24 protein-coding genes are annotated in these 25,005 nt (G+C 40.0%); 4 read left to right on the top strand and 20 right to left on the bottom strand.

Going from position 1 to position 25,005, the window contains the following annotated elements:
• Positions 1-30: 30 nt before the first annotated feature.
• The 13 genes from ESB04_RS10810 to ESB04_RS10750 form a co-directional block, all read right to left on the bottom strand.
• Entirely contained in the window at positions 31-1,527 is a 1,497-nt protein-coding gene (locus ESB04_RS10810) for a sulfatase family protein (protein ID WP_129027765.1), read from the bottom strand.
• A 4-nt stretch (positions 1,528-1,531) separates the two neighbouring features.
• A complete protein-coding gene (locus tag ESB04_RS10805) occupies positions 1,532-2,575 on the bottom strand; it encodes an SO2930 family diheme c-type cytochrome (protein ID WP_129027764.1) in 1,044 nt (347 codons plus the stop codon).
• 2 nt (positions 2,576-2,577) lie between these two features.
• Positions 2,578-3,783: a parallel beta-helix domain-containing protein gene (locus ESB04_RS10800; protein ID WP_129027763.1), complete on the bottom strand. Its 1,206-nt coding sequence runs from the start codon at positions 3,781-3,783 to the stop codon at positions 2,578-2,580.
• Position 3,784: 1 nt separating this feature from the next.
• On the bottom strand, positions 3,785-4,624 hold the full coding sequence (locus tag ESB04_RS10795; protein WP_129027762.1) for a sugar phosphate isomerase/epimerase family protein: 840 nt from the start codon (positions 4,622-4,624) through the stop codon (positions 3,785-3,787).
• 1 nt (position 4,625) lies between these two features.
• Positions 4,626-5,720, bottom strand: coding sequence for a Gfo/Idh/MocA family protein (locus tag ESB04_RS10790; protein ID WP_129027761.1), 1,095 nt, complete (start codon positions 5,718-5,720; stop codon positions 4,626-4,628).
• Positions 5,721-5,738: 18 nt separating this feature from the next.
• Positions 5,739-6,095 carry a hypothetical protein gene (locus ESB04_RS10785; RefSeq protein WP_129027760.1) on the bottom strand — a complete coding sequence of 119 codons (357 nt, stop codon included), beginning with the start codon at positions 6,093-6,095 and terminating at the stop codon, positions 5,739-5,741.
• A 59-nt stretch (positions 6,096-6,154) separates the two neighbouring features.
• A complete protein-coding gene (locus ESB04_RS10780; RefSeq protein ID WP_129027759.1) occupies positions 6,155-7,522 on the bottom strand; it encodes an alkaline phosphatase family protein in 1,368 nt (455 codons plus the stop codon).
• 4 nt (positions 7,523-7,526) lie between these two features.
• Positions 7,527-8,729 carry a metabolite traffic protein EboE gene (gene eboE / locus ESB04_RS10775; protein ID WP_129027758.1) on the bottom strand — a complete coding sequence of 401 codons (1,203 nt, stop codon included), beginning with the start codon at positions 8,727-8,729 and terminating at the stop codon, positions 7,527-7,529.
• Positions 8,730-8,735: 6 nt separating this feature from the next.
• Positions 8,736-9,881 carry a 3-dehydroquinate synthase gene (locus ESB04_RS10770; protein WP_129027757.1) on the bottom strand — a complete coding sequence of 382 codons (1,146 nt, stop codon included), beginning with the start codon at positions 9,879-9,881 and terminating at the stop codon, positions 8,736-8,738.
• Between the two features lie 9 nt (positions 9,882-9,890).
• Entirely contained in the window at positions 9,891-10,772 is an 882-nt protein-coding gene (eboC, locus tag ESB04_RS10765) for a UbiA-like protein EboC (RefSeq protein WP_129027756.1), read from the bottom strand.
• Positions 10,772-11,725, bottom strand: coding sequence for a TatD family hydrolase (locus ESB04_RS10760; protein ID WP_235832236.1), 954 nt, complete (start codon positions 11,723-11,725; stop codon positions 10,772-10,774). The genes eboC and ESB04_RS10760 overlap by 1 nt, the downstream gene beginning before the upstream one ends.
• 64 nt (positions 11,726-11,789) lie before the next feature.
• The gene (locus tag ESB04_RS10755; protein WP_129027754.1) at positions 11,790-12,650 is read right to left on the bottom strand and encodes an EboA domain-containing protein; all 861 of its coding nucleotides are present in this window, start codon (positions 12,648-12,650) and stop codon (positions 11,790-11,792) included.
• 100 nt (positions 12,651-12,750) lie between these two features.
• Positions 12,751-13,740 carry a glycosyltransferase family 2 protein gene (locus ESB04_RS10750; protein ID WP_129027753.1) on the bottom strand — a complete coding sequence of 330 codons (990 nt, stop codon included), beginning with the start codon at positions 13,738-13,740 and terminating at the stop codon, positions 12,751-12,753.
• Between the two features lie 641 nt (positions 13,741-14,381).
• Between ESB04_RS10750 and ESB04_RS10745 the strand changes: the two genes are divergently transcribed.
• From ESB04_RS10745 to ESB04_RS10735, 3 genes are all read left to right on the top strand, one after another.
• Complete coding sequence (locus ESB04_RS10745; RefSeq protein ID WP_129027752.1) at positions 14,382-14,561, top strand: hypothetical protein; 180 nt, start codon at positions 14,382-14,384, stop codon at positions 14,559-14,561.
• Between the two features lie 612 nt (positions 14,562-15,173).
• Positions 15,174-17,027, top strand: coding sequence for a YgiQ family radical SAM protein (locus ESB04_RS10740; protein WP_129027751.1), 1,854 nt, complete (start codon positions 15,174-15,176; stop codon positions 17,025-17,027).
• A 14-nt stretch (positions 17,028-17,041) separates the two neighbouring features.
• Positions 17,042-17,251: a zinc ribbon domain-containing protein YjdM gene (locus ESB04_RS10735; RefSeq protein ID WP_109322565.1), complete on the top strand. Its 210-nt coding sequence runs from the start codon at positions 17,042-17,044 to the stop codon at positions 17,249-17,251.
• Between the two features lies 1 nt (position 17,252).
• Here the strand turns inward: ESB04_RS10735 and ESB04_RS10730 are convergent, their stop codons facing one another.
• The 7 genes from ESB04_RS10730 to ESB04_RS10700 form a co-directional block, all read right to left on the bottom strand.
• Positions 17,253-17,594 (bottom strand): helix-turn-helix domain-containing protein, encoded by a 342-nt coding sequence (locus ESB04_RS10730; protein WP_129027750.1) that lies wholly within the window; start codon positions 17,592-17,594, stop codon positions 17,253-17,255.
• A complete protein-coding gene (locus ESB04_RS10725; RefSeq protein WP_129027749.1) occupies positions 17,591-17,950 on the bottom strand; it encodes a type II toxin-antitoxin system RelE/ParE family toxin in 360 nt (119 codons plus the stop codon). The genes ESB04_RS10730 and ESB04_RS10725 overlap by 4 nt, the downstream gene beginning before the upstream one ends.
• Before the next feature lie 243 nt (positions 17,951-18,193).
• Complete coding sequence (locus tag ESB04_RS10720) at positions 18,194-19,006, bottom strand: hypothetical protein (protein ID WP_129027748.1); 813 nt, start codon at positions 19,004-19,006, stop codon at positions 18,194-18,196.
• A gap of 2 nt (positions 19,007-19,008) precedes the next feature.
• A complete protein-coding gene (locus tag ESB04_RS10715; protein WP_129027747.1) occupies positions 19,009-19,578 on the bottom strand; it encodes a hypothetical protein in 570 nt (189 codons plus the stop codon).
• 231 nt (positions 19,579-19,809) lie between these two features.
• Complete coding sequence (locus ESB04_RS10710) at positions 19,810-21,102, bottom strand: hypothetical protein (protein WP_129027746.1); 1,293 nt, start codon at positions 21,100-21,102, stop codon at positions 19,810-19,812.
• Positions 21,090-21,518 (bottom strand): hypothetical protein, encoded by a 429-nt coding sequence (locus ESB04_RS10705; RefSeq protein WP_129027745.1) that lies wholly within the window; start codon positions 21,516-21,518, stop codon positions 21,090-21,092. The genes ESB04_RS10710 and ESB04_RS10705 overlap by 13 nt, the downstream gene beginning before the upstream one ends.
• A 1,039-nt stretch (positions 21,519-22,557) precedes the next feature.
• Positions 22,558-23,856 (bottom strand): DNA recombination protein RmuC, encoded by a 1,299-nt coding sequence (locus ESB04_RS10700; RefSeq protein ID WP_164969648.1) that lies wholly within the window; start codon positions 23,854-23,856, stop codon positions 22,558-22,560.
• An 812-nt stretch (positions 23,857-24,668) separates the two neighbouring features.
• On the opposite strand from ESB04_RS10700, the gene ESB04_RS10695 reads away from it, so the two are divergent.
• Entirely contained in the window at positions 24,669-24,923 is a 255-nt protein-coding gene (locus ESB04_RS10695; RefSeq protein ID WP_129027743.1) for a hypothetical protein, read from the top strand.
• Positions 24,924-25,005: the final 82 nt, after the last annotated feature.

The raw sequence follows: 25,005 nt of genomic DNA, 5'->3' as shown, positions 1-25,005 counted from the left end.
TTTAGGAGCTAGTTTTCCTGGAACCCAACTTCATTCTACATGCTTCATTCTCTCCAACAGCTCCTTCATCTCCCTGACCTTATCAGGATATTTTTCAAATAGATTTTCAGATTCATTAGGGTCTATTTTCAGGTTAAATAATTGCCCAGTGATGTGATTGCTAGCTTTCACATTTCTAGGATCAGTAAATCCACCAGATCCCAAACCATCTACCCATTTCCAATCGCCCTGACGGACAACCAAATACCCTATGGATGTGGTGAAAATTAATGCTTCTTGCTCAGGGATGCTTTGACTTTTTTGTGTCAACAAAGGATAAATGCTATAACTGTCGTTTTTACTGGTTTCTTGACCTAAGATTTGTTGGCAGGTGGCCAATAAGCTTGTCTGGGAAATTAAAGCATTGGATGTGCTTTTTGCTTTTACTTTCTTCGGCCAGCGAACAATAAATGGTACCCGATGTCCTGCCTCGAATGCATCTCCTTTCATTCCCCTCCATTCTCCAGCGGCTTGATGCTGAAATTCTTTGACAAAATTTTCTCGCCAATATGGGCCATTATCACTTGTGAAGATGACGATGGTATTTTCTTTTAAACCTAGGCTATCCAAAGTTTTCATGAGTTGACCCACGGATGCATCCACCTGTTGAACAAAATCACCATATTCACCAGCTTTTGAACTTCCCTTGAATTGATTTTGAGGTACCCAAGGTGTATGTGGTCCCGAGAAAGGGATGTACAAGAAGAAGGGTTTGTTGGGCTTTTGCCGACTCAAGAACTCCTTGGATTTATCGATAAAGCGCGGCATGACTCCATAGAAGTCAAAATTAGGAGCCATTTTTCCTTCTCTCCAAAAAGGACCTGTATAGCCTGAAGTCAATTTATTTCCATCTGTATAGCCGGTTGGTTTTTCTACCAAATGCTGATTTTCCAAATAGCAATAGGGTGGCATGTCCAAGGAAGCAGGTAAAATATAGGAATAATCGAAGCCCACTGCGGCAGGTCCTCCTTGGGGGTCTTGGTCAAAATCAATATGCTCTGGCTTCATTTCTTCCTGGATACCATAATTCACTTGCGTTAAATTCCCCTCAAATCCAGCTTTGACGGCCCAATCCAAGCCCAAATGCCATTTGCCCACCACTCCCGTTTGGTAACCCTGGCTTTTTAAAAAAGAGGCAACAGTCACTCGATCTTTTTCAATCAAACTTCTACTATATCCCCTCAAAACTCCTACGGGTAATTTACTCCGAAAAGGGTATTGTCCCGTCATAATGGCATAACGTGATGGAGTACAAACTCCTGAGGCCGAATGGGCATCTAGAAATCGCATGCCTTCTTTGGCCAATTGATCTATATAAGGGGTGGCAATTTTATCTCCTTTGGGATTGTAAATTGAAATATCCCCGTAGCCTAAATCATCAGCTAAAATGTAGATGATGTTGGGTTTTACCTGTTTGTTTTTTTGCGCTAGGCCTGGGTATGCCACCCAAACAAGGAGCCAAAGGAGAAGTAATATTCGGCTTTTCATGTGATTACTTTAGTGAGTTTATCCAATCCTGAATGAGTTTGATACCTTCAGTATGCTTCATTTTTCGGCCTAATTCGGGCATCATGACACCTGGGTCAACGGAATCAATACGGTATGCCAAAATACTTTCCTTCGCTTTGCCTGGAACTATATCGTATTTCAAATTGCCCGATCCTCTACCTGCTGCCACGGGAGTTTTCATAATTCCATAGGCTGTTTGATCTTTTGAATCCCAGTTGAGATATAAGCCCGAAGACCGCGCTGGTCCGGTTGGATTGTGGCAATGGGCACAATTAATATCCAAATAGGCCAAGGCCCTATCTTGTAATGGCTTACTTTCATCATTATAATCTACCAGACTAGGAATAGTTTTCAGATCTGGAAGGCCGCTGAGTACACCCACTTGAGCCCAATGAACCAATTGATTTTGTTTGCCGGTGGTGTAGGGAAAATCGCCGTTTAATTGTCGGGCCGAAGGACCAATGGGCGTCATTTTACCACTGCGTTCATGACAGCCTTTGCATTGGTTCATGTTGGGAACCTGATAATTCACTTGTTTTAGGATGCCTTGTTTGTCTTTCCAACTAACAGGAGATGAACCGCCTGCAACTTCCAAGGTGGCTTCGGTTTGAGCTTCATCCCAAATGTAGGGTAGGGCCACCCACGACTTCTCTTGACGAATCAACACCCGTGTCTCCATAATCCTTCTACCAGCCGTAGGATTGGCTTCTTCTTTGGGATAATAAAAGGTCTTGATGATGGCCGTGCCTACAGGAAATTGTAAAACAGAATCAGCATTATAGGCTACTTGTGTTCCCTGTGGAATACGAATAAAGCGCAGTTTCTGGGCATAATCTGAAAATAAAGGGGCATTTAATTGGTAAGGAATCACACCCTCCTGCGGGATTTGATCCTTGATATCACCTAGGAAAAAGCCATAGTCTGACAATTTCATGACGTAGCCAGAAGCATTTTTTTGAACGCTGCTGGCATTGACAAAACTCAAAAATACGAATAGGACCAAGCTCAATCGAACAAACTTACTCATGCCTAACGAAGCGTTTTAAATTCTTGTAAATGACAATCATACAGACTCACGTCGCGCTTGACATTTTTGAAATCATGTTCCGCATCCAAGTTGGCGAAACTTTGATTGGTATTGTTGCGGATACAAATCCGATAAGAAGGGAAATATTCACCACTCGAATCTAGGCGTTTAGCGTCTAAAATACCATCGTAAATGATGTTAGGGACCTTTCTGCCAAACTTCAATTTAAAGCGATACATCTGTCCAAATCGTCCTTGAGCAGGTACTCGACCGGGCTTTCTTTGGAAATCATTATCTCTAATTTCAATGGCCGTAGGGTAGGGATCATATTCGGCATCATTAATTTTATTTTCCGTCATGTGGTAAGAAATAATGCCTACCCCCATGGTTCTATTTTGATGAATCTTATTGTTGAAAATTTCGACTTGACTAGTCGCCAAGACTAGCATCCCCGTACCTTTGGGCACACGCGCTACGATATTTCCCTTGGGGGCAAAATTAGATAAATTGTTTTCAATGACTTCATTCTGGTAAACTTTCACATGGCCTCCTTTTTTCTGCACTAAATCAGGTAAGTCAAAAACCAATATGCCGCCTGTATTGCCATGGGCCTTATTGTGATGTACTTCGGCATATTGAGAGTTTTCAATCTCAATGCCTGCCACGTTTTGAAAGGCGGTACAATTTTTCACTTCAATGTATTTGGATTGACCCACATAAATACCCGCATCTGATGCTCCGATCGCCGTGCAGTTATCGATGATGACATTTTCACAAAGTACCGGATACAAGGCATAGCTGCCATTGGTAGGCGAGGGTTTACCTGTCCATTCGGCTTTGATTCTGCGGAAGGTAATCCCTTTGACATGCATGGTTTTGATTAAATCTCCTTTGGAATCTTGTACCGTCATGTCCTCCAATATGATGTTTTCACAATTGGTGATTTTAATCCCTTCCGCACCTCCTGCCTGATTTTTAAATGAAAGGATGGTTTTATCGATTCCTTTACCCCGAATGATCATGTTCTTTTTACCATCCATCGACAGACTTTGCGATATTTGGAAGGTACCTTCTTCTAATTGTATGGTACTTCCATCTTCCGCTAAAATCAAATCCGTTTGGATTTTCTTTTCAATCGCTTGTTGCCCTACAACCTGTGCAACAATAGCTATCTGTAAGATTACTAGGTAAAGAAAACGCTGGGTCATATTATTTTAAATTCGATAAATAGGTTCTGCTTTGTCGGGTCTGAACAGGATATCTTGAACTTTCATCTTCCAAATAATAGTGTTGAATCTTGGCTTTTTTAGCCGCCTTCATGATTTCTGGAATGTTCAACTGTCCAGTTCCTAAAGCTACATCATTTTCTACAGAAGTGCCACCCGACATATTTCCTTGTACCCCTTTTTTCAAATCTTTCAGGTGCATGAGCTTAAATCGGCTTCCGTATTTATTGAGTAAGGCAGCTGGATTTTGACCAGGAAAGAATGTCCAAAGTATATCCATTTCAAAGCTCACATATTTAGGGTCGGTATTTTGAACGATGTAATCAAACAAATTACCATTTTCATAAGGTTCAAATTCAAAACCATGGTTATGGTAGCAAAAAGTAAGGTTGTATTTTTCCTTCAAAGCCTTACCAATTTGATTAAATTCTTGCACGGTCTTTTGGGCTAATTCTAGGGTAAATGGTCCATTGTGAGGAATCCAGGCTACACGGACAAAGGAAGCACCTAGCGTTTTCGCATTTTCTCCCACTTGATCGGTTTTATTGAGAGCATCTCCCATGCTTACTCCGAATGATGAACATTTCATACCTCTTTCATCCAACAAAGTACGAATTTCTTGGGCCGTTTTACTGAATAAACTGGAGAATTCCATGTCGGTAATGCCTTGATTTTTCAAGGTATCCAAGGTCTTAGCCATGTCTTTGGAGAAACTGTTGCGATAGGTATAAGACACCATGCCAATGTCTTTACCATTGATTTTCATGGGTTTCTGGGCTTGGGCCAATAGGGGTAATAATAGAAGGAGTAATATTGCTTTCATGTTATGGTAAAAATATGGTTTTGTGTGTTTTTGCAGATTCAGTAGCAGCAGATAATATTTCTACTACAATTTCATTAATGGGCAAGGAGGATAAATCCTTTTGTGGATCTATTTTGCCTTGTACTACGGCCGCCAAATAGGCAAATACATTGGCTCTTTCTGGGGCTAATGGGGGTAGAGAAATCATACTTTCTTTACCATATCGACCGTCGGAAACATAGCGCATTTGCTTGGATTTATTGGCTACTAAAATACCTTTGCTGGCATATAATTCCGTGTCTTTACGGTCAAATGGCCAATTCCATGAACCTTGAATGATGGCTTGACAGCTTGGGTAGTTTAAAATAATGGTGGTTTCATCATCTACTTTAGGATAGATGTGTGGTTTCAAATGTTGACTGACTGCTGTAACAGAAATAGGCTTTTGGCCTTCCATGAGCCAAGTCATGATGTTGGCTCCGTAGCACCCAAAATCTATCAATGCTCCACCGCCATTCATTTTTGGATCAGTGAGCCAGGATAAAAATTCTTGGGAACAACCAATTTCGACGGGGCCATTGTGTCCATCCATGATGACTACCTTGCGTAAATCTCCCAATGATTTTTCTACTTTCAACATGTCCCACATTTTCGCATGAGAAGGGTACCAAGTGGTTTCAAAATTGGTTAGTAGGGCGATGGGATGTTTTTTGACCAAAGCTTTCATTTGCTTCAAATGGTCCATATTCACAGCCAAAGGTTTTTCTACCATCACATGGATTCCCTTGGGGGCACAAGTTTGAACTACTTCCAAATGTTCATAAATGCTATTAAAAGCACATATAGCTTCTGGTTTAGTTTTGGAAATGAGAGTTTCTAAATCTGGGAACCAAAGGGATTCTGGTAATTGGTATTGTTTTAGTAATCGCAGGGCGAGGTCTTTGTTTTTCTCCGCAAAACCCACAATTTGCACATCCGTATTTTTTTTTGCAGCTTCCAATGCCTGTCCTACATGGTCATGGGTCATGCCCGCTATGCCTACTCGAACTGGATTAGCAGATAAAAAGATAGGGCTGATGAAAATCAGCCCCATTAAGAAAAATAATTTCGTTTTCATGGCGAAATGAAGCCTTGATTAGTTTCGAGGTCCACCCTGACGCATTTGACTTTGCATCGTTTTATATTTCTCCAATTGCTCTGGAGTTAAAATGGCTTTCAATGATTCCAATTGGCTATCATTGATTTTCTTCATTTCAGCCATCATTTGCTCACGCTCCATACCTGCCTGACGGAACTCCATCATTTTTTGCATGCGAGCCGTGATGATCGGTTCTAGTTTTTTAACCTGATCTTTGTTTAGGCTTAATTCCGTAGAAATACGGTCAAGTTGACGCTGAACCATCGCTTGTGGATCAAAGTCTTGTGCAGTAGCTTGGGTACTCAGGCCAAGGAACAACGCCATCATGGCGCAAAGGGCAAATAACTTTTTCATGGTAAAGTATTTTATTGATTTAATGGCTAAATATAGTGCAAATTTTTCTAATTAAATTTTTATTGAAAAATACTTTTCCAAATTAAATCATATACTTCAGGTGCCTCTACTTGATTAGGAAGCTCTTTTTGATCCGAAATGTACACTGGGTAATAGTCGGGCTCGCAAAAAATACCCCCATGTGAACCTTTGATTAAGGTCGCATCCAATGGAATCACATCCATTAAATAACGGAATCCACTCAGTTTTCTGGCTAATTTATAGGCTGCTCTTAGTTTAATGAAAGGGTTTTTAGGGTCCATGAACATCTCTACCGGGTCATACCCTGGCTTACGATGAATATCGACCAAACGCGCATAATCAGGAGCTTTGGCATCATCCATCCAGAAATAATAGACAAACCAGGCTTGTGGCTCAGCAATTAATACCAATTCCCCACTGCGAGCATGGTCTATGTGGTAGGCTTTTTGTTCTTCCCTATTTAATACCTTGGCTATGCCTGGAACTTTTTCTAAATCTGCCTTCAATGCGGCTATTTTATTCGCATCTTGAATGTAGACATGGGCAATCTGATGATCTGCCGTAGCAAATGCCGCACTAGCTCCTGCATCTAAGAGTTCTAAGCCTCTTTCTACCCGCACACTAATCAAACCCTTCTCGCGTAAAATGCGATTGATGTAAATCGGCTGATTCACTTCATTGATGCCGTATTCCGACAAAAGAATGACCTTAGCCCCCGTACTTTCAAAATGGGTCACCAAGTCTTTGACTACCTCATCGATTTCCTGCAATTCCTTCGCAATCTTGGGAAGATCTGGGCCAAATTTTTGTAGGCAATAGTCCAAATGAGGTAAATAAATCAGATTCAGCGTAGGATTATATTTCTTATCTACCCAAATGGAAGCATCGGCTATCCAGCGGGTCGATTTAATATTGGCATTGGGTCCCCAAAAATTAAACAAAGGAAATGTGCCTAATTCCGCCTGCAATTCATCTCGAAGAGATGCGGGATGAGAATAACAATCGGGTGCTTTGACACCATCGGCATGGTACTGCGGGCGAGGCGTTACCGAATAATCTGCTGTGGAATACATGTTGTACCACCAGAACATTTTAGCGCAAGTGAAATTCGGATTTTCTCTTTTAGCCGCATCCCAAATTTTCTCTCCTTGTACCAAATGATTGGACTGTTTCCAATACTTCACTTCGGCATCTTCTCGGTCATACCAGCCATTGCCCACTATGCCGTTTTCGTTCGGGTATTTTCCGGTGACATAACAACTTTGAGAAGTGGTCGTTACCGCTGGCAAAACGGGCTTAATAAGGCTCAATTGCCTCGCAGCAATGAATTGATTAAAAAAAGGAGTATGCTCGCAAAGCACGCTTTGACTTAAACCGACTACATCAATGACAACCGTTTTTTGCATAATATTAGGCGTTTAATTGTTCTTGTACCCATTGAATCTCCCGAATGATGGATTCATGAATAGGAATTTGATGTTCCTCAGGTAATACTCCCCAAGTATAGGTTTCTATTTCCATTTGTCCCGTAAAGGCTTTTTGCTTTTGGATAGCCAAGGTTTCTCTGATTTCTTTTTGTGTAGAGCCCAATAAACCATAAGACTCTAAGAATAGAGGCACATGATAATGAATGCGCCATTCCAAAAAGGCTCCGGACTCATAGGCGGCAAATGCCTGATCCAAATCTGGGTATTGGATGTAACTGCCATCTGCTTTTTTGGCTTTTACTTGATGCAAATACACCGGCTCTTGGTATTTCTTGAGCAAGGCTAATTTTTCTTCCGCATCCTGACGGAAATCCAATCGCAAGGCAGAACTTACCTGAATTTTTCCAACACCAATTCCTTTGCTTTCTAACTCGGCAATGCAGGTAGCTGGATGATCATAGCTTACCCCAAAATGACAAATGTCAAAGCAGATTTGGATATGTCGACGAATCAACTCTTCTGCTTTTTCTGCTGTGTACCCTTTGGCTTGTAAATGTGCTTTACCCAAAGGCAATAGGCATTGATCAAACCAATCGACAAATTCCCGATGATTCTCTAGAATACCATCTGGCTCTGGTTCTATGTCGATGTGTATATTTTTACCTGTCGTTTTTTCTATCTGTGCCAATTGATCTACCAAGTTCACTAAGGCGATGGTACCTTTTTCAGTGGCTTCTTGCAATGCCTCAGGGCTTTTCCACCAAAAACGGTAGGAGAGTGGCGAGGTGGATATTCCACCTGAAGTTTGATCTTTGGGCAATAATTTTACTAATATATGCGCCAAGCGTAGCGTGTATTCATATCGCTCAGGTGTAGTCCAGTCGGGCGTATGCACATCATCTTTCACCACTACCCCATGGAAGCCCCCGAAAGGAAATCCATTCAAGGTAAACACATATAAGTCTTCGGCTTTCAACCAATCCACCAAGGCTTTCCAAGTTTGTTCATCCTGTAAATCCTTGCTTGCCAAATCCGCTATTCGCAGACCCAAGCCCATGGGAGCATCAGGACTTACCGCGGCTTTCACGGCTGGGATGTTTTTTTGTAGGTTAGCAAAATGCTCCGACCAGATTTCACCGGGATGAATATTGGAACAATAACTTAAAAGTCCGTGTGCTGTTTTCATATGGATCTAGCCTAATTGAGCCAAGAAATCAACCGATTTTTTTATCAAATCGAAATTCATTTCATGCACTTCTTTTCCTTTTCCTAATTTTTCCAATAGGGTGATGCAAAGCTGTCCCCCCAAATGTTCTTGGAATTCTTGCAAGCCTTTAAACAAATTGGCTTTATCATTTTCTGCCAATGCAGGATGGTAAGTATCAAAACCTAAAGCTCGGATGACCCCAATAACACGGTCTCTTTCCTCTGCTGTTAAATAGCCTATTTCATGGGAATAAGCCGTATCCAAAGCAATGCCAATGGCCACTGCTTCTCCGTGACGAATCTCGAAATTGCTTAAATATTCCAATTTATGCGCTGCCCAGTGACCGAAGTCCAAAGGCCTAGCTGAACCTAATTCAAAAGGATCTCCGCTGGAAATATGCTGCATATGTAATTCGGCACAACGGTAAATTTGCTCAATCATGACCGCTTCATTACGCTCATTCATGGCTTGAGCATTGGCTTCCAACCATTGGAAGAAAGTCAAATCCTTGATTAAAGCCACTTTGATGGCTTCAGCTATACCTGATCTCCAATCACGATCATGTAGAGTAGCTAAAAGATCCACGTCATTGAATACCGCAACGGGCGGAGCGAATGTGCCTAAAAAGTTTTTTTTGCCCTGATAATTCACCCCGTTCTTTACACCTACTCCCGAATCATTTTGAGATAAAACGGTACTGGGAATACGGATGAATTTCACTCCTCGGTGCGAAATGGCTGCGGCATAACCGCTCATATCCAAAAATGCTCCACCACCAATACAAGCTACAAAGGAATGACGATCAATGCGGTGCTCATCTATAGCGCGAACTACCTCTTCGTAATACCGAGGGTCATTTTTACATACTTCACCCCCTGGCAAAATTAGTATTTCAGGGGCTAAATCGGCCACGGGATACTTGTCAAAATACTGGACGATTTGCTTGGTGAGCTTCGGATGTGCATCAGCTACTCCTTTGTCGATGACAAACACAATTCTCTTTCTAAAATCAGCCAATCCAAAGTTCAATATGAAATCCTTAAAAACGGGATTATCGGCATGAAATAAGCCTTTGGAAAAAATGACTTGATAGCGGAAGGGTACCTGAAAATATTGTTCTAATGACTGCATGCTATAAAATTACGTAACGGCAAAGAATTTCCCTACCCGTATGGAAATGGGCAAGAGGGCCAATACTGCCAAAGCGATCATCCATTGTCCACTCAGGCTCACCCAAGCAGCGTTCATCACAATGAGTGATAAGACTCCTGCTTTCACGGTTTTTCCGATATTAGGACCAATGGGGTTTTGATACGCTCGTATTAAAGGTTTAAATATAAGAGTGATATGTAAGATAATGAAAGGTATGGCAATCCATTGTTCCGATTTTATCGCAATGGAAAGTTGGGCCGCATGAATAATTAAAAAGAAAAAGGCTGCTGCGGCAATGGGCCAGGGGGTGCTTCCATGCACTTCACCCCGACTCACCATGGTGATGGCCGCAATGTAAATCAAGGGAAGTATCATCCATTGACCTTGTTCTATGAGACCAAATTCGTAGACTGACATGCCTAAGAGAAGGTTAAAGGCCCGACAAAGCCCCATGTTGATGGGACCGAAATAAGTCATGTGTTTTCCTTTCCAATCGTAGAAAAGAGCCAATAGCGTGATGATGATAGCCACGTAGCCACTCAATAAACTTTGTTTGAAGGCTAAGAAAATGCCTAGGGTTAAAAGCAATAAGCCACCGGTTACGGCAGCTGTCAAGGAAATTCGTCCACTGGGCAAGGCTCTTTCTGGTCGTTCTACGCTGTCCAACTCACGATCAAAGACATCATTGAACACCACTCCACCCGCATACAGACACATGGTTGACAAACCTAATAAAACCAAGGGCTGAATGGAATAATCCTTCCAGACAAAGAGGAAGCCCACGATGGCCATGCCTGCCATCACATCCGTCAAAGCGGTGATGACATTGGCCGGTCGGGTTAATTCCAAAAATGCCCTAATCTGACTCATTAGCTAATGATCAAAGAGTTTTTGTTGACTCTTGGAGCTTGTCCACCACGTAAAACGGTGTTGCCATTGAACTTCAAGGACTGGTCAATTTCCATGCCATGAATGAAGTCTGACTCCTTAATTTGTCCACTTTGTGCAAAAGCATCCAAAGCATTTTGATAGGTGACTAAACGAATATCTTCATCCGAAATGCCTTTCATTTTCATCAAAGCCGCTGTTTTAGGAATTGCTAAGGGATCGGAGATACCCCAATCGGCAGCGGAATTAATCATGATCATGGATGGTCCATATTGTTTTACAATTTCCACCATGCGCTCATTGCCCATTTTCGTGAATGGATAAATGGTAAAGGCCGCGTAGAATCCTTGGTCTAACACAGACTTAACGGTTTCTTCATTGTTATGATCTATGATGACCATTTTCGGGTCTAAACCATGTTCCAATGCAATGGCCATACTTCTTTCCGTTCCTTTTTTCTTGTCGCGGTGGGGCGTATGAACTTGCACAGGTAAATTCATTTCTTTGGCCAATTCCAATTGGGCACGGTAGTATTTTTCTTCGAGAGCCGTTTGGTCATCAAAACCAATTTCCCCAACACCTACTACGCCTTCTTTTTGTAAGAACAAAGGTAAAATCTCCATAACTTCCTCCGCCAAAGCTTCGTTATTGGCCTCACGGGAGTTCAATCCAATAGTACAATAATGCTTAATGCCAAACTGCGAAGAACGAAAACGCTCCCAACCGACCAAGGTGGCAAAATAGTCTTTAAAGGACGATAAGCCTGTTCTCGGTTGACCTAGCCAAAAGGCCGGTTCAATGATCGCCACGACACCTGCATCAGCTAAAGCTTGGTAATCATCCGTGGTTCTGGCCGTCATGTGCACATGAGGATCAAAAAACTTCATGCCTTGGATATACTGCTCAAAGCTTTGTTCTACCGTACTCGCCGTCATGGCTTCTTCAGCAGAACCTTGAAAATGGGATGGGTTCGATTGGTGTGGATTCTGGCACATAATCTTAGGCTGGTTGGTAAATGGGTTCTGGTTTCTCTAAGGCTCCCCAAGATTCCGCAGGAACAGCAGGAAGCTGATTTTTATATTTTTCTGCCAAGGCCTTGGCCTCAGCTAAATGACTTTGGTCAAGCACTAAGCTGGCAGCTATACGATCCGATTCTTTGTCGGACTGAATCAATTTCTCGATATCGCTCAACATAGCTACAGTTAAATATGGCACCAACAAACGCCAAACTTGAGAAGGTACACGGCGGTTCGCTGCCCAACGCTCATGGGCGAAATCAACCAAAGTAGCAATTAAAGCCTCGTTATTTCTGGCTTCCAATCCTTCAATCTGGTGAATGGGCTTATCGTTGAAAATACATTTCAAGACCAATTGGTTCCAAGCTAATTCCGAGAAATGATTTTTAGGGTAGGGATTACCAAAGGCAATAGCATCAAAGATGAGTCCTACATTGGAACGCACGGCATCCGTGGCACGGTTCATCCATGCTTCGGGATAGGCCAAAATGGGCATGGCAGAGTACAGGGCTACGGCTTCATTCATTTCCGCCGTATCAAAAAGTAGATTGATTTTTTTGATGTAAGCCTCCTGATCTAATCCACGCTCTTGGCATAAACTCAGTAAATAGACCCTTGCCAAACGGTCCAAAGTCCAGCCATCCCAGTTCCAGTCAGGTAGGATCTTGGCAGTATCGTCCAATACACTCTTTTCTAGCTCTTGTTTTTCAATAAAACGAGGAACCATGACAAAGCTGAGCGACAAGGAATTGGCGTCTTTCGATGATTTGTCCTTCAACCAATCCAATTCTTTGGGTTGGCATTGCTTCGATAAGGCTTGAAATAATTGCTCCGAGATATTCAAAATTTACTATTTTTGGGTGTTATTAGGCTAAAAACGAATTTACTACATAATCCTTAGATTGGTGACATGAATTGTGCATGATATTTATCAGCAATGCCAATTATTGTATATTTTCTGCGGCTTTTATCTGGTAGGATTTCTTCTGTAAAAAAACAGTCTGCCAAAAGTATCGAAACAGCATCCGAGTTTTCTGCGTGAAAAGTACCTGATTTTCGGTATTGTGCTTCCAATGCCTCATTTTCAGCAGGTTCAATAGAATCTTCCAAGTCCAAAATAAGGGCACGATAGCCGCATAGTTCAATAAAATCAAGAAATAGGCTCCCAGTCCATAACTTTTCCGAATCCAGAGCAAATTGGATACCTGGATTTGTACCGAAAAACGATTGACCCAGGAGGTTTTCGCCCTTCGGAAGGGATTATGGCCCAATAAATGGGTCACTCGGATATCCTCAAAATAGACCAATTTACCCGCTTTAATCAATCGAGTGCACCATTCGGCATCTTCGGCATACATGAAAAAATCCTCATCCCAAGCACCTACTTTCCGAATTACCTCTTTACTCGTCATCAAGAAAAAGCCAACCAAATTATTGGTTTCATAGCTTTGTTCAGGGACAAATTTGGGAAAACAATTATACACGAATCGTTTCCAAGTTGGGATATTGGGCAAAATGTATAAATCAATGCGGATGTCGTTTAGTGTCCGATAATAGGGGATAGGTTTACCTGTCGAATCCACTTGAATAGCTCCCACTGCGGCTAAATCTGGCTTTTCGATGAGGTATTGGTAGGCCTTGCCAATGGCATTGTCGGTAACCAGGGTGTCTGCATTCATGAATAAGACATGAGGTGCTTTTGCTGCGGCTAAACCTGCATTATTGGCTTTGGAAAATCCGGCATTATAGCCCAAGTCAATCCATTGAGTAGCTGGAAATTCTTGGAGAATGGCCTCATTGGCCCCAGCTTGATACTTATTATCCACCACAATGCATTCAAAGTCAAGCCCAGTGGTGTACTGGTAAATGCTTCGGAAGCAATTCAGTAAAAGATCTTCACTTTGGTAGTTGACAAAAATGATGGAAAGCTGCATATCTTACAAAAATAGGATAGATTGGGAAATAATCATCCTTAAATTTCATAAGGATAGTGGATGTCAATTCTGTCCCTGCTGTTCGACATGTTCTGCAGGGTCATGTCGAATGACAGATAAAGGAATTTGTTATTTCATCAAATTACTTATTGTTTTAGACTAACATCACTTCAAATCTCTTCTTTAGGCATTTCTTTTTTTGGAGAAAAAGAAACAAAAAAACGTGCTGTTCGACATGTTCCGCAGGGTCATGTCGAATGACAGATATTGAGAATTTGTAATTCCATCAAATGATTTATTGTTTTTAGGCTAACATCACTTCAAAGTTATTCTTATGGCATTTCTTTTTTTGGAGAAAAAAAGAAACAAAAAAACTTTATTTAAATTCGGTTAATCCAACACGAATTCCGCGTTGCGGAAGCGATGTTCACTCCACATACGGCTTTAATTTTTGACGCTTGGCTAAGTCCAGCGCACAGGTCAAAAATACGCCTGCCGCTTCGCTCATGCTCCGTTCCCATCTTTCGTCGGGATTAACCGTTGGTCATGCTACCTTTCGAGCCAATAAAGTTTAAATATTTCTAGCTAAAGCATGTTAAATTGTTCTAAAAAACGGCGTCGTTCAGCAACAGCGAAAGGTAATGAACGCAGCGGTAGACGGGGTTTTGACCTTAGCAATGGCTATGTGTGCCAGCGTCAAAACTATAGGCGCGAGCGGAGTGAATCCCGGTTCTGCGCAGCAGAATTCGCCTTTGCTGGACGACAGAAACCATTTTTTTGTTTCTTTTTTTCTAAAAAAGAAAATCCTAGATATTGGATAAAAAGAAATGTTGGAGGGATTAGATTTTAATTATCCGGAGTAATTAACTCCTATGGCATTTCTTTTTTTGAAAAAAAAGAAAATCCTAGGTTATGGATGAAAAGAAAAGTTGGAGGGATAAAAATTTAATTTTTCTGATTAATTAACTCATTAGGCATTTCTTTTTTTGGAGAAAAAAAGAAACAAAAAAACTTTATTTAAATTCGGTTAATCTAACACGAATTCCGCGTTGCGGAACCGATGTTCACTCCACATACGGCTTTAATTTTTGACGCTTATCTAAGTCTAGCGCACAGGTCAAAAATGCGCCTACCGCTTCGCTCATGCTCCGTTCCCATCTTTCGTCGGGATTAACCTGTTTAGGGATTGGTTATTAGTGTTTAGTTATAAGGCTGGTAAATTGAAGCTAAATCCATTTATACTTTATCATTTATAATTTATTTTCATGCTTCGTTCCCATCTTTCGTTCGGGATTAACCGTTTTTTATTTGGTATTAGGATTCCACCATCATTTATAATTTATAATTCACCATTCACCATTTACCATTCTACATTCTACCATTCCACTTTAACCAAACTAGGTAAACCAAGCAAATTCAATTAATTTTGTAGAATGGAAGAAAGACCGATCACCGACTGGTTACCCTTGACAAAAAAAGAAGTGGAAAAACGCGGCTGGGACGAGCTAGATGTTATTTTAATATCAGGCGATGCCTACGTAGACCATCCCTCTTTTGGCACGGCAGTGATTGGTAGAATCATGGAAAGTGAGGGCTTGAAGGTGGGAATTGTGGCGCAGCCCAATTGGCAAGATGATTTGCGGGATTTTAAGAAATTGGGGAAACCCAAGTATTTCTTTGGGGTGACAGCCGGTTGTATGGATTCCATGGTGAATCATTATACGGCCAATCGTCGTTTGCGTTCCAATGATTCCTATACCCCAGGTGGCGAAGCGGGTTTTAGACCCGATTATGCCACGACGGTCTATTCCAAGATACTCAAAGAAATTTATCCCGATGTGCCTGTCTTGATTGGCGGCATTGAGGCTTCTTTGCGCCGAGTGACGCATTATGATTACTGGGCAGATAAATTATTCCCCTCCATTTTGGTGGATTCACAAGCCGACATGCTGGTCTATGGCATGGGTGAACAGCCTTTACGCGAAATTATTCGTGGGGTGAAAAGTGGAATTCCGTTCAAAGATTTGACGCATATCAAACAGGTGGCTTTTTTGCAGCCCGCGACTCAGGCATTACCGAATATCGAAGATTGGGAGACAGTGGAGCTGAGCAGTCATGAGGATTGTTTACAAGATAAAATCAAATACGCGGCCAACTTCAAGATTGTAGAAGTTGAGTCCAATAAATGGCAGGCAAACCGCATTACACAGCGAGTAGGGGATCAAACTTTGGTAATTAATCCACCCTTCAAAACCATGGATGAGGTGGAAATGGACCGATCTTTTGATTTGCCATATACTCGTTTACCGCATCCTAAATACAAGAAGAGAGGACCTATTCCTGCTTTTGAGATGATTAAATTCTCGGTCAACATGCACCGAGGTTGTTTTGGAGGTTGCAGTTTTTGTACCATATCGGCCCACCAAGGGAAATTCATCGCTTCTCGGAGTGAGAAATCCATCATGAAGGAGGTAGATCAAATCACGAAATCACCGGATTTTAAGGGGTATATCTCGGATTTGGGCGGTCCCTCGGCCAACATGTACCGCATGAAGGGCAAAGACGAGTCAATTTGCGCGCGTTGTTCTAGTCCAAGCTGCATTCATCCGGTGATTTGTTCCAATTTGGATACTTCCCACAAGCCATTGACGGAGATTTACCGCAAGGTAGATGCGCATCCGGGCGTTAAAAAAGCTTTTGTGGGTTCAGGGGTTCGTTATGATTTGTTGGTGGATGATTTCAATAAGAACAATGCCGACATGAACCACGATGAATACATGGAGCAATTGATTACGCGCCATGTGTCGGGTCGTTTGAAGGTTGCACCTGAACATACTTCAGATGCCACCTTACGCGTTATGCGCAAGCCATCTTTCAAATACTTCCGGAAGTTCAAAGAGAAATACGATGCCATTTCGGCCAAGCATGGCTTAAAGCAGCCCTTGATTCCTTATTTCATTTCTTCTCACCCAGGATGTGAGGAAGTGGATATGGCTAATTTAGCGGCAGAAACTAAGGATTTAGGCTTTCAATTGGAGCAAGTGCAGGATTTCACTCCGACGCCCATGACGGTAGCGGAGGTGATTTACTATACCGGCGTGCACCCATACACCCTACAACCCATTTATACGGCCAAAACCAAGGAAGAGAAACAAAATCAAAATAAGTATTTCTTTTGGTACAAAGCCGAGTTCAAGGATTGGATTCGGAACCGTTTGACCAAATTACAGCGGCCCGACTTAGCGCAGCGCTTATTGGGCTTTAGAAATAGGAACCAAAAATATTAATCAAATTATAGCACATGGAAGTTAAAGACAGCAACGGTAATTTATTGAACGACGGAGATTCAGTAACAGTCATCAAAGATTTAAAAGTACGTGGATCATCTGGCGTGATCAAACGCGGAACCATGGTGCGCAACATCCGCTTAACCGATTTTGAAGGCGAAGTAGAAGGCAAAGTTGAAAAAACAATGATGGTCTTGAAGACGGAGTTTTTGAAGAAAGCGTAGCTTACAATTTTACGCTTACTTGTTTAGCCGGCTTTTTAGGCTGCGGTTTCGAACCAAGCAACTCAACGTTGAAATTTATTTTAGCGTTGAGTGCCTTAAATACCTTGAGGATCGTTTCAAATCTGGCATCAGTTAGACTATTTTCTAATTTAGAAATTTGAGCTTTTTTTACACCTACTAATCGTCCTAGTTCTTCTTGTGTCCAATTGCGTTGCAATCTAGCTTCTCGAATAGCTTCTCCTAATAAATCCATTCGCAATTCTTGTTCAAAAGCATCTCTCTTGGGTGTACCCTTTTTGCCAATATGTTTGTCGGTTATGTGTTCTAGGCTATAAGTTTTCATTTCTTGGTCATTTTTGGTGATTTTAGCTCAAAATATGCAGCCTTTAATTTCTCTGCTTTGTCCAAATCAGCTTTAGGTGTTTTGCCTGTTTTCTTAATTAATCCATGGGTTGAAATGATGATGGTATTGTTTTTCTCTGATTTGTCCCAAAATGCAAAAAGTCGGTAATGAGTTTTGTTATATAGTGTCCTAAACTCCCAAATTTCGTCAGTCAATTTTTTGAAAAGCTCTTTATCGCTGGAAAATCTTGATTTATTGATGTTGTAAATGATTTTATCTCTGACTTTTTCATCAAGAGTCTCCAGGAACTTGGCCGCATCTTCTAAAAATTCTACTTCGAATTTTGCTTTCTGCACGTGACTAACGTTTCGACAAAGATGAAAGTTTCTTTATTAGGAAACAAATAATTGGGTTGTGAAATTTATGAGCAAACTGATATTGTTTGGTAGCTAATGAAAGTGGTGATGTCTATGTACTCGACCTGAGTTTGTCGAAGGGCTAAACTGTCTGCAACAATATAACTTGATACGATCATAAAGCTTAATTTAACCACTGAACCTCCAATTTCTTGTGTGTGCTGTTAGTCCCAGTTAATATTTTCATATCAGTTCAAGGATTCGTTCTTTTTCTGTCCATTTAATCGGTTCCCTTGTGGTTTTTTCGTTGAGAATCTCAAAAATATATGATGATTTTTCTGGTAAATATCCTTCTGATTTGTCATTAACTATTGTAACTCTTTCTTTGATGTTGTCGCGATACTTTGACTTTACCGCTATTTCAAAATTGACAATGGATTTACGTAAGTCATTTTCAAAATATGTCTGTGTCGAGCCTGTAACATATGTAAGTATAAAAAGATCAGCACCTTTATTTACTATGGCATTAAACTTAATTCCTTTGAAGTCGTCAAGTGCATAACGTAATCTTACATTATTAGCATAATTTACCTTTAAAAAATCGTTAGCATCTTTTCTGAAAGTTTCTCTTTCTTTTTCTTCTTTCTCGTCTTTGTATTGAATGCAATATGAATTAACAACCCCAACTATAAAGTTAGCAAGGTCAAAAACGGCACTAGGAATTTGTTCAATATTTTCACAGGTTTTGTAGTAAAACTCGATGCCTGAATTATCTAATGTTGATTTAACATTGAAAGAATTTTTGAAAGTGGAAATTATTCTTCTCACAATATCTTCAGAATCGTCATTTAGAGGTGTCTCGTAATAGTTTTGGTCTATCCACCCACTGTCTGTAAGAACAATTTTGTTATTTGTAAATGTAATAAACACAGAAACAAATTTGTTATTAATTGTCGAGTAAGCAGTTATTACTTCTAATGCATTTTGTCTGACTTTAAAATTGGTCAGACTACAAAATGAAGATTTTATTCTTTCTATGATTTGATTATTATCCATTGCTACTCAAAAGTAATGTTGTCAAAGTTAATATTTTGAATTTGATTAAATTCTAACTCAGGTGCAATATCAACAATAGCTGGAAATTCACCATTGGACAACTTTGAGTTTGTTTCCATACAAAAAAGAGAGACTCCGAAATTTATGTCTTCAACAATTATTTTTGCTTCACCTTCTTTTCTTAAAGTTTCATTCTTATATGCGATTTGCATTCCGTCTTCCTTGTATGAATTGAAGTGAGGAGTTGTCACAGACTGTTCTTCAAGTGGAATGTTAGGGAAATTATTTCTATGAGCTGGCCCATCAGAGTCGAATCGGAAAAAGGGTTCATTTGTAAATGAAGGGCAACGAAGTTTTATGCCATATTTTGAATCCCGTTTGCTTCTTTCAACGAAGAAAAAAATATCGTCAGTTATAGTTTGATGTTGAACATTGCTTTGTCCAGTTAACCATTTTACATTACTCTTTTTCGGTTCAAGTTGAATCGTCTTGGCTAAAACAATTTTGTCTGCAGAAACTAATTCTGTAAAGAAGTCAAATTGGTCTTTTATATCTTTGTTTGTTCTATTCATAGTTTTCGTTTTGCAATTGGTGCTTTTGGACTCAGAAATGGTCATAATTTCCTTATAGAGTTTACTTCTGAAGGAAATGCGAACACATCTTTTGTAGCTACCCGAAGAGCGAGATTTTAAACACTAAACTTATTCCGGAAAACTGAACTTTCTGTTATCTCAAATGTATCTGCGGAGCAAGAAACCCTGCCTTTTGGGTAGGTGCTGTTAGCATAGTTTTTTTCTTTTAGTTTAGAATGGTAAATCAACATTGTCAAATAAACTTTCGTCAGTGTCATCAAAGTAACTTACCCTTGGTGTTCTTTTGTTTTTTACTCCTGTAAATTGTATTCCAATTTCTTTATCTTGTTGGTTAAGAAAGTAGTCATGATTAAATGAATAAATCTCAATTTTGTCGTCTAAGATTACATGAAGATGGTTTTCGTAATTCATAGACCTTGGATAAACTCGCCAACGTGTTATTGGTCCAGGTATTGTCAAATATTGTCCGTCACTTTGGATTACAACTAAGGCATTTTCGCATTCAACTATATTTCCAAAATATGCAGTCCCACCATTTATTACTTTGCCTTTCCAAGCGTGTAGGTCAACAGTTTTTAGACGTGTAAATGTTTCTTCACCCTTTTCTTTGTTCGCATAATTGTTATACTTGATAACTTCAAATCCACCTTCAGTCGCTTTGTATAATTTGTCTTCAATTCCCCAACTTATAAAGTGTTGCTTGTTTTTGACATTGAATATTTGTTGATCGTTAATGTTTGTATCGAAATCTCTTAATGGTTTGTCTCTTTGATTATTATCTTTTGTAATATTCCACTTGAACATTGCTAAGAAAGAATTTTCAATTAAAGAAGTATTATAAATATTCAAATAAGAGTAGTTTGAGAATGAAGAATGACTTTTACTAATCTGAAAAATTGGGCTTCTTTGTTCAACCCTTTCAAGATTGCTTGGCAGACTTGTTGCCATATTTAATTCGAACAAACCTTCGTTGCCACCTGACAAAGCTAATTGAGGATACTTGTTGGCTTTAATTGAAAGTAAATTACAGTCCCAAAGTTTTGAAGGACGGGAACTAACTGGAAACTTGTCAGATTTGGCTCGGTGAGCAGGGCCAGAAAAAAGTCCCTGTTCATGAATGAAGTATAATTTGTTACTGTAAATTTCTGTGTCAGTTGGCAAAATTCCTGTTGGTGTTTCTTGCTGTCCGAAAAGAAATTTTTCTAATTGCTTTTCTGTTAATAGAAAAACTGGTTTCTCTATTTTTATGAATTTGGCAAGTAGTAACTTTTTAAAATCTACATCCTTGAATAATTCAACCAATGATGATTTATACAAATAGTTTCCGTCCAAGAAACAAAAAGTCATTGCAATTTTATCAGTATCCTTTTTGATAAAGGATTGAACAATGTCATTCCAGTTATAAACTTTTAAATCTCCGTCAAAAGTCCATAGGTATAACCTGCCACGGTAAATTTGACAGTCATAGTAGTCGCCTTTTATTGTGATTTTTACAGGTTGCATGATTGTCCAAGTCTAATTTTACTCATTTTTGCTTTTGTTAAGAAGCCATTATCTACCCAAACTTTTAGAATATTTGTTGCAGGTCTATCTTGTGCTTTGCTCATATAGTCAGCAGGGTAACCATGCCAAACATTTGTATTAGTTCCGTCAACGAATTTAGCTAATTTCAATTCTTGTCTGTTATTGTTTAATCCAACCACTTGAAGGATGTCGCCAATAACTTTAACGCCCCATGCTTCTTTTCCTATTTTCCAGTCGCCATTAAGTGCTTGAATAAAGCAATTAACTTCTTCATCAAATGTTATCGTCCAAATACTTTTATTAGGGTTTCCCTTTTTTCTATGCTGAGATGCAATAATATAGCTCCCTGTAGTCTGGGCTGTCAAGTCAATTTCTGTGTCTGCTTTATATGGCATATTTTATTGCTAGTCTGTGTCGTTCGTAAAATCTTTGCTAAATTTCAAATATACGCAACTCAAATAAATACTTTTGTTTCCCTAGAAACCTACATTCTTAATTTATGGGCTGTTTAGTGCCAAAAAATAATCACAACACATAACGCATTTCATGTTTTGACGAGTTGGAACGGAATAGTTTTTAATGTAAAATATGTTTTCAATTTATAAATAATCTGTCTCTTGGCTATTTTATAAAGTACAAATGACCTACTTAGTTGTAAAGACAAATTGAAATTTTTGTGGAAAATGAACCATAGAAATTGAGAACATGCCGTTTAATTCATTATTGGAACGAAAATGGAGGTATTTTGGCTAAAATGGAGTAAGAAAATAGCTAAGAGAAAGTATTCAACCGTTTGTGTAAAATACCTCTTAATGTAGAATGTAAAATGAAGAATTTAGAATTTTTAATAAAAAACCTCGTCTACTTCTTCATTCTACATTGAACGGTTAATCTTACGAAAGATGGGAACGAAGCATGAGCGAAGCGGCAGGCGGATATTTGACCTTTCGCATAGGCTATGTGCGTTGGCGTCAAAGATTAAAGCCGTATGCGGAGTGAACATCGGTTCCGCGCATGCGGAATTCGTTTTGGATTAACCGTATTTCCTCTGTTTTTTTTGTTTCTTTTTTTATGAAAAAAAAGAAATACCATGTGAATTAAATCTTCGGTAAAGCTATTTTGTGAGACTTTTCATGTTGTTTCAAAATAACAATACGATTCAGCATATACTTGGGATTTTCTTTTTTTTCATAAAAAAAGAAACAAAAAAAATCTTTTTTGTCGTTCAGCCAAGGCGAATTCCGCTTCGCGGAACCGTGATTCATTCCGCTATCGCCTATACTTTTGACGCCGACGCACATAGCCTATGCTGAGGTCAAAACCTCGTCTACCGCTTCTTTCATCACATTTCGCAGGGCTGCACGACGGTGTCTCATATCAAAAATTCTACTTTCTTCATTCAAAATGAATCATTTACCATTCACCACTTACCATTTACAGTTCCTCTTCTTCGTCAGAATCCTCCTCCTGAATCAGCCCTTGGTTGAGTTTTTTGGTAGATTTGATGCCTAGTTTGTGGAGTTTCTCCGCACGGGTAACCAGGTTACCTTTTCCGGTGCTAAGCTTATTAACGGCATTGGCATGGGCATCTTCGGCCTTTTTGATGTGCTTACCTACGTCTTCCATGTCTTGGGTAAAGCTGACAAATTTGTCGTAGAGATCTCCGGCTTGTCGGGCTATCTCCAAGGCATTACGAGTTTGGTATTCCGTTTTCCAAACGGAAGCAATCGTCCGTAGCGTGGCCAATAGGGTAGAAGGGGAGACCAACACAATCTTTCTTTCCCAGGCAAAGTTGAACAAGGTCGTGTCTTGAGAGATGGTCGCCACAAACCCGGATTCAATCGGGATGAAAAGCAAGACAAAATCCGGGCTATTCAAGTTGAGACCCGTGTGGTAATCTTTAGCAGATAATTCTTTGATGTGGTTCTTGAGGGATTCAATATGGGCTTTCAGTGCCAAATCCTTCTCCATACTGCCTTCCTCGGCACTGGTATAGCGTTCATAAGCCACCAAAGATACTTTGCTATCAATGATTAGATTTTTGTTGTCAGGCAAGAAAATCACCGCATCCGGTTTGATGCTTTCGTTCATTTGATTTCTGGTCACGAATTGGGTCTCGTATTCAGAGCCTTTTTTGAGGCCAGAGCTTTCCAATACGCGTTCAAGAATCATTTCACCCCAGTTTCCTTGGGTTTTATTGGAGCCTTTGAGCGCATTGGTCAAATCTTCTGTTTTTTGGGTAACGGTTTGGTTGAGGCTGGTGAGGTTTTTGATTTGCTCCATCAAGGCGCTATTTTGCTCAATGCTGCTCTTTTGTCCCAGGTTGACTTTCTCTTCAAACTCTTTTAGCTTTTCTTTGAGTGGATTGAGTACGTCGTTGAGTTTCACTTGTTGTTGTTCACTGAGTACTTTCCCTTGTCGGAGTACGGATTCATTACTGATATCCACCAGCATTTTCCGCATTTTTTCTTCGTCGGCCTTCTGGCTATCGAGGGATTCCCGCAGGCTAGAGTTTTGTCCTTCTAATAAAGATACTTTCCCAAATAGGGCTTTGTTTTCTTGTTCTAAGTCTTGGATTTTCTTTTTGTTCTCCTCTTCTGTGCCAGTCCATTTAACTTGTTCTTGTTGGAGTATGGCCAGTTGGTTAGCCAATATGTTGATTTTACCTTGGAGTAGGAGGTAGGTGATACCAGCTCCTGCCAAAATGCCGAGAAGAATGTAGAGGATTATCATGCTTGCAAAGATAGGGAAAATGTGGAATGGTAAATGTTCCATTATAAATGATGAATTATAAAGTATAATTGAAACTTGCTGATCGACATATTCTGAAGGGTATGGCGGTTGTAAGATAAATGGAATTTGTAATTCCTTACGATTTTCGAAGGTTTTAGTCATGCACTTTTCTTAATTCCATTTCACATGGCATTTCTTTTTTTGAGAAAAAAAGAAACAAAAAAACTTTATTTCAATTCGGTTAATCCAATACGAATTCCGCTTTGCGGAACCGATGTCCACTCCGCATACGGCTTTAATTTTTGACGCTTAGCTATAACCCTAGCACTGGGTCAAAAATGCGCCTGCCGCTTTGCTCATGCTGCGTTTCCATCTTTCGTCGGGATTAACCGCTGGTTAGGCTATTTTCAAGCCAATAAATTTTAAATTTATTTCTAGCTATTGGACGACAGAAACCATTTTTTTGTTTCTTTTTTTCTAAAAAAAGAAAATCCTAGGTAATTGATGAAAAGAATTGTTGGAGGGATAAAAATTTAATTTTTCTGATTAATTAACTCTTTAGGCATTTCTTTTTTTAGAAAAAAAGAAACAAAAAAACTTTATTTCAATTCGGTTAATCCAATACGAATTCCGCGTTGCGGAACCGATGTCCACTCCGCATACGGCTTTAATTTTTGACGCTTAGCTATAACCCTAGCACTGGGTCAAAAATGCGCCTGCCGCTTTGCTCATGCTGCGTTTCCATCTTTCGTCGGGATTAACCGCTGGTTAGGCTATTTTCAAGCCAATAAATTTTAAATTTATTTCTAGCTATGAGGTTTCAAACTATTCTGAAAAACGGTGTCGTTCAGCTACAGCGAAAGGGAATGAACGCAGCGGTAGACGGGGTTTTGACCTTAGCGAGGGCTATGTGCGCCAGTGTCAAAACTATAGGCGCGAGCGGAGTGAATCCCGGTTCTGCGCAGCATAATTCGCCTTTGCTGGACGACAAAAAACATTTTTTTGTTTCTTTTTTTCTCCCCAAAAAGAAATACCTAAAGAAGAGCTATGAAGTGATGTTATTCTAAAATAATAACTCATTTAATGGAATTACAAATTCCAATTATCTGTCATTCGACATGACCCTACGGAACATGTCCAACAGCAGAT

It is taken from the genome of Aquirufa rosea, assembly GCF_004118285.1.
Lineage (GTDB): Bacteria > Bacteroidota > Bacteroidia > Cytophagales > Spirosomataceae > Aquirufa > Aquirufa rosea.
Note: the sequence above shows the minus strand (reverse complement) of the source record. Positions and strands in the feature narration are given on the sequence as shown.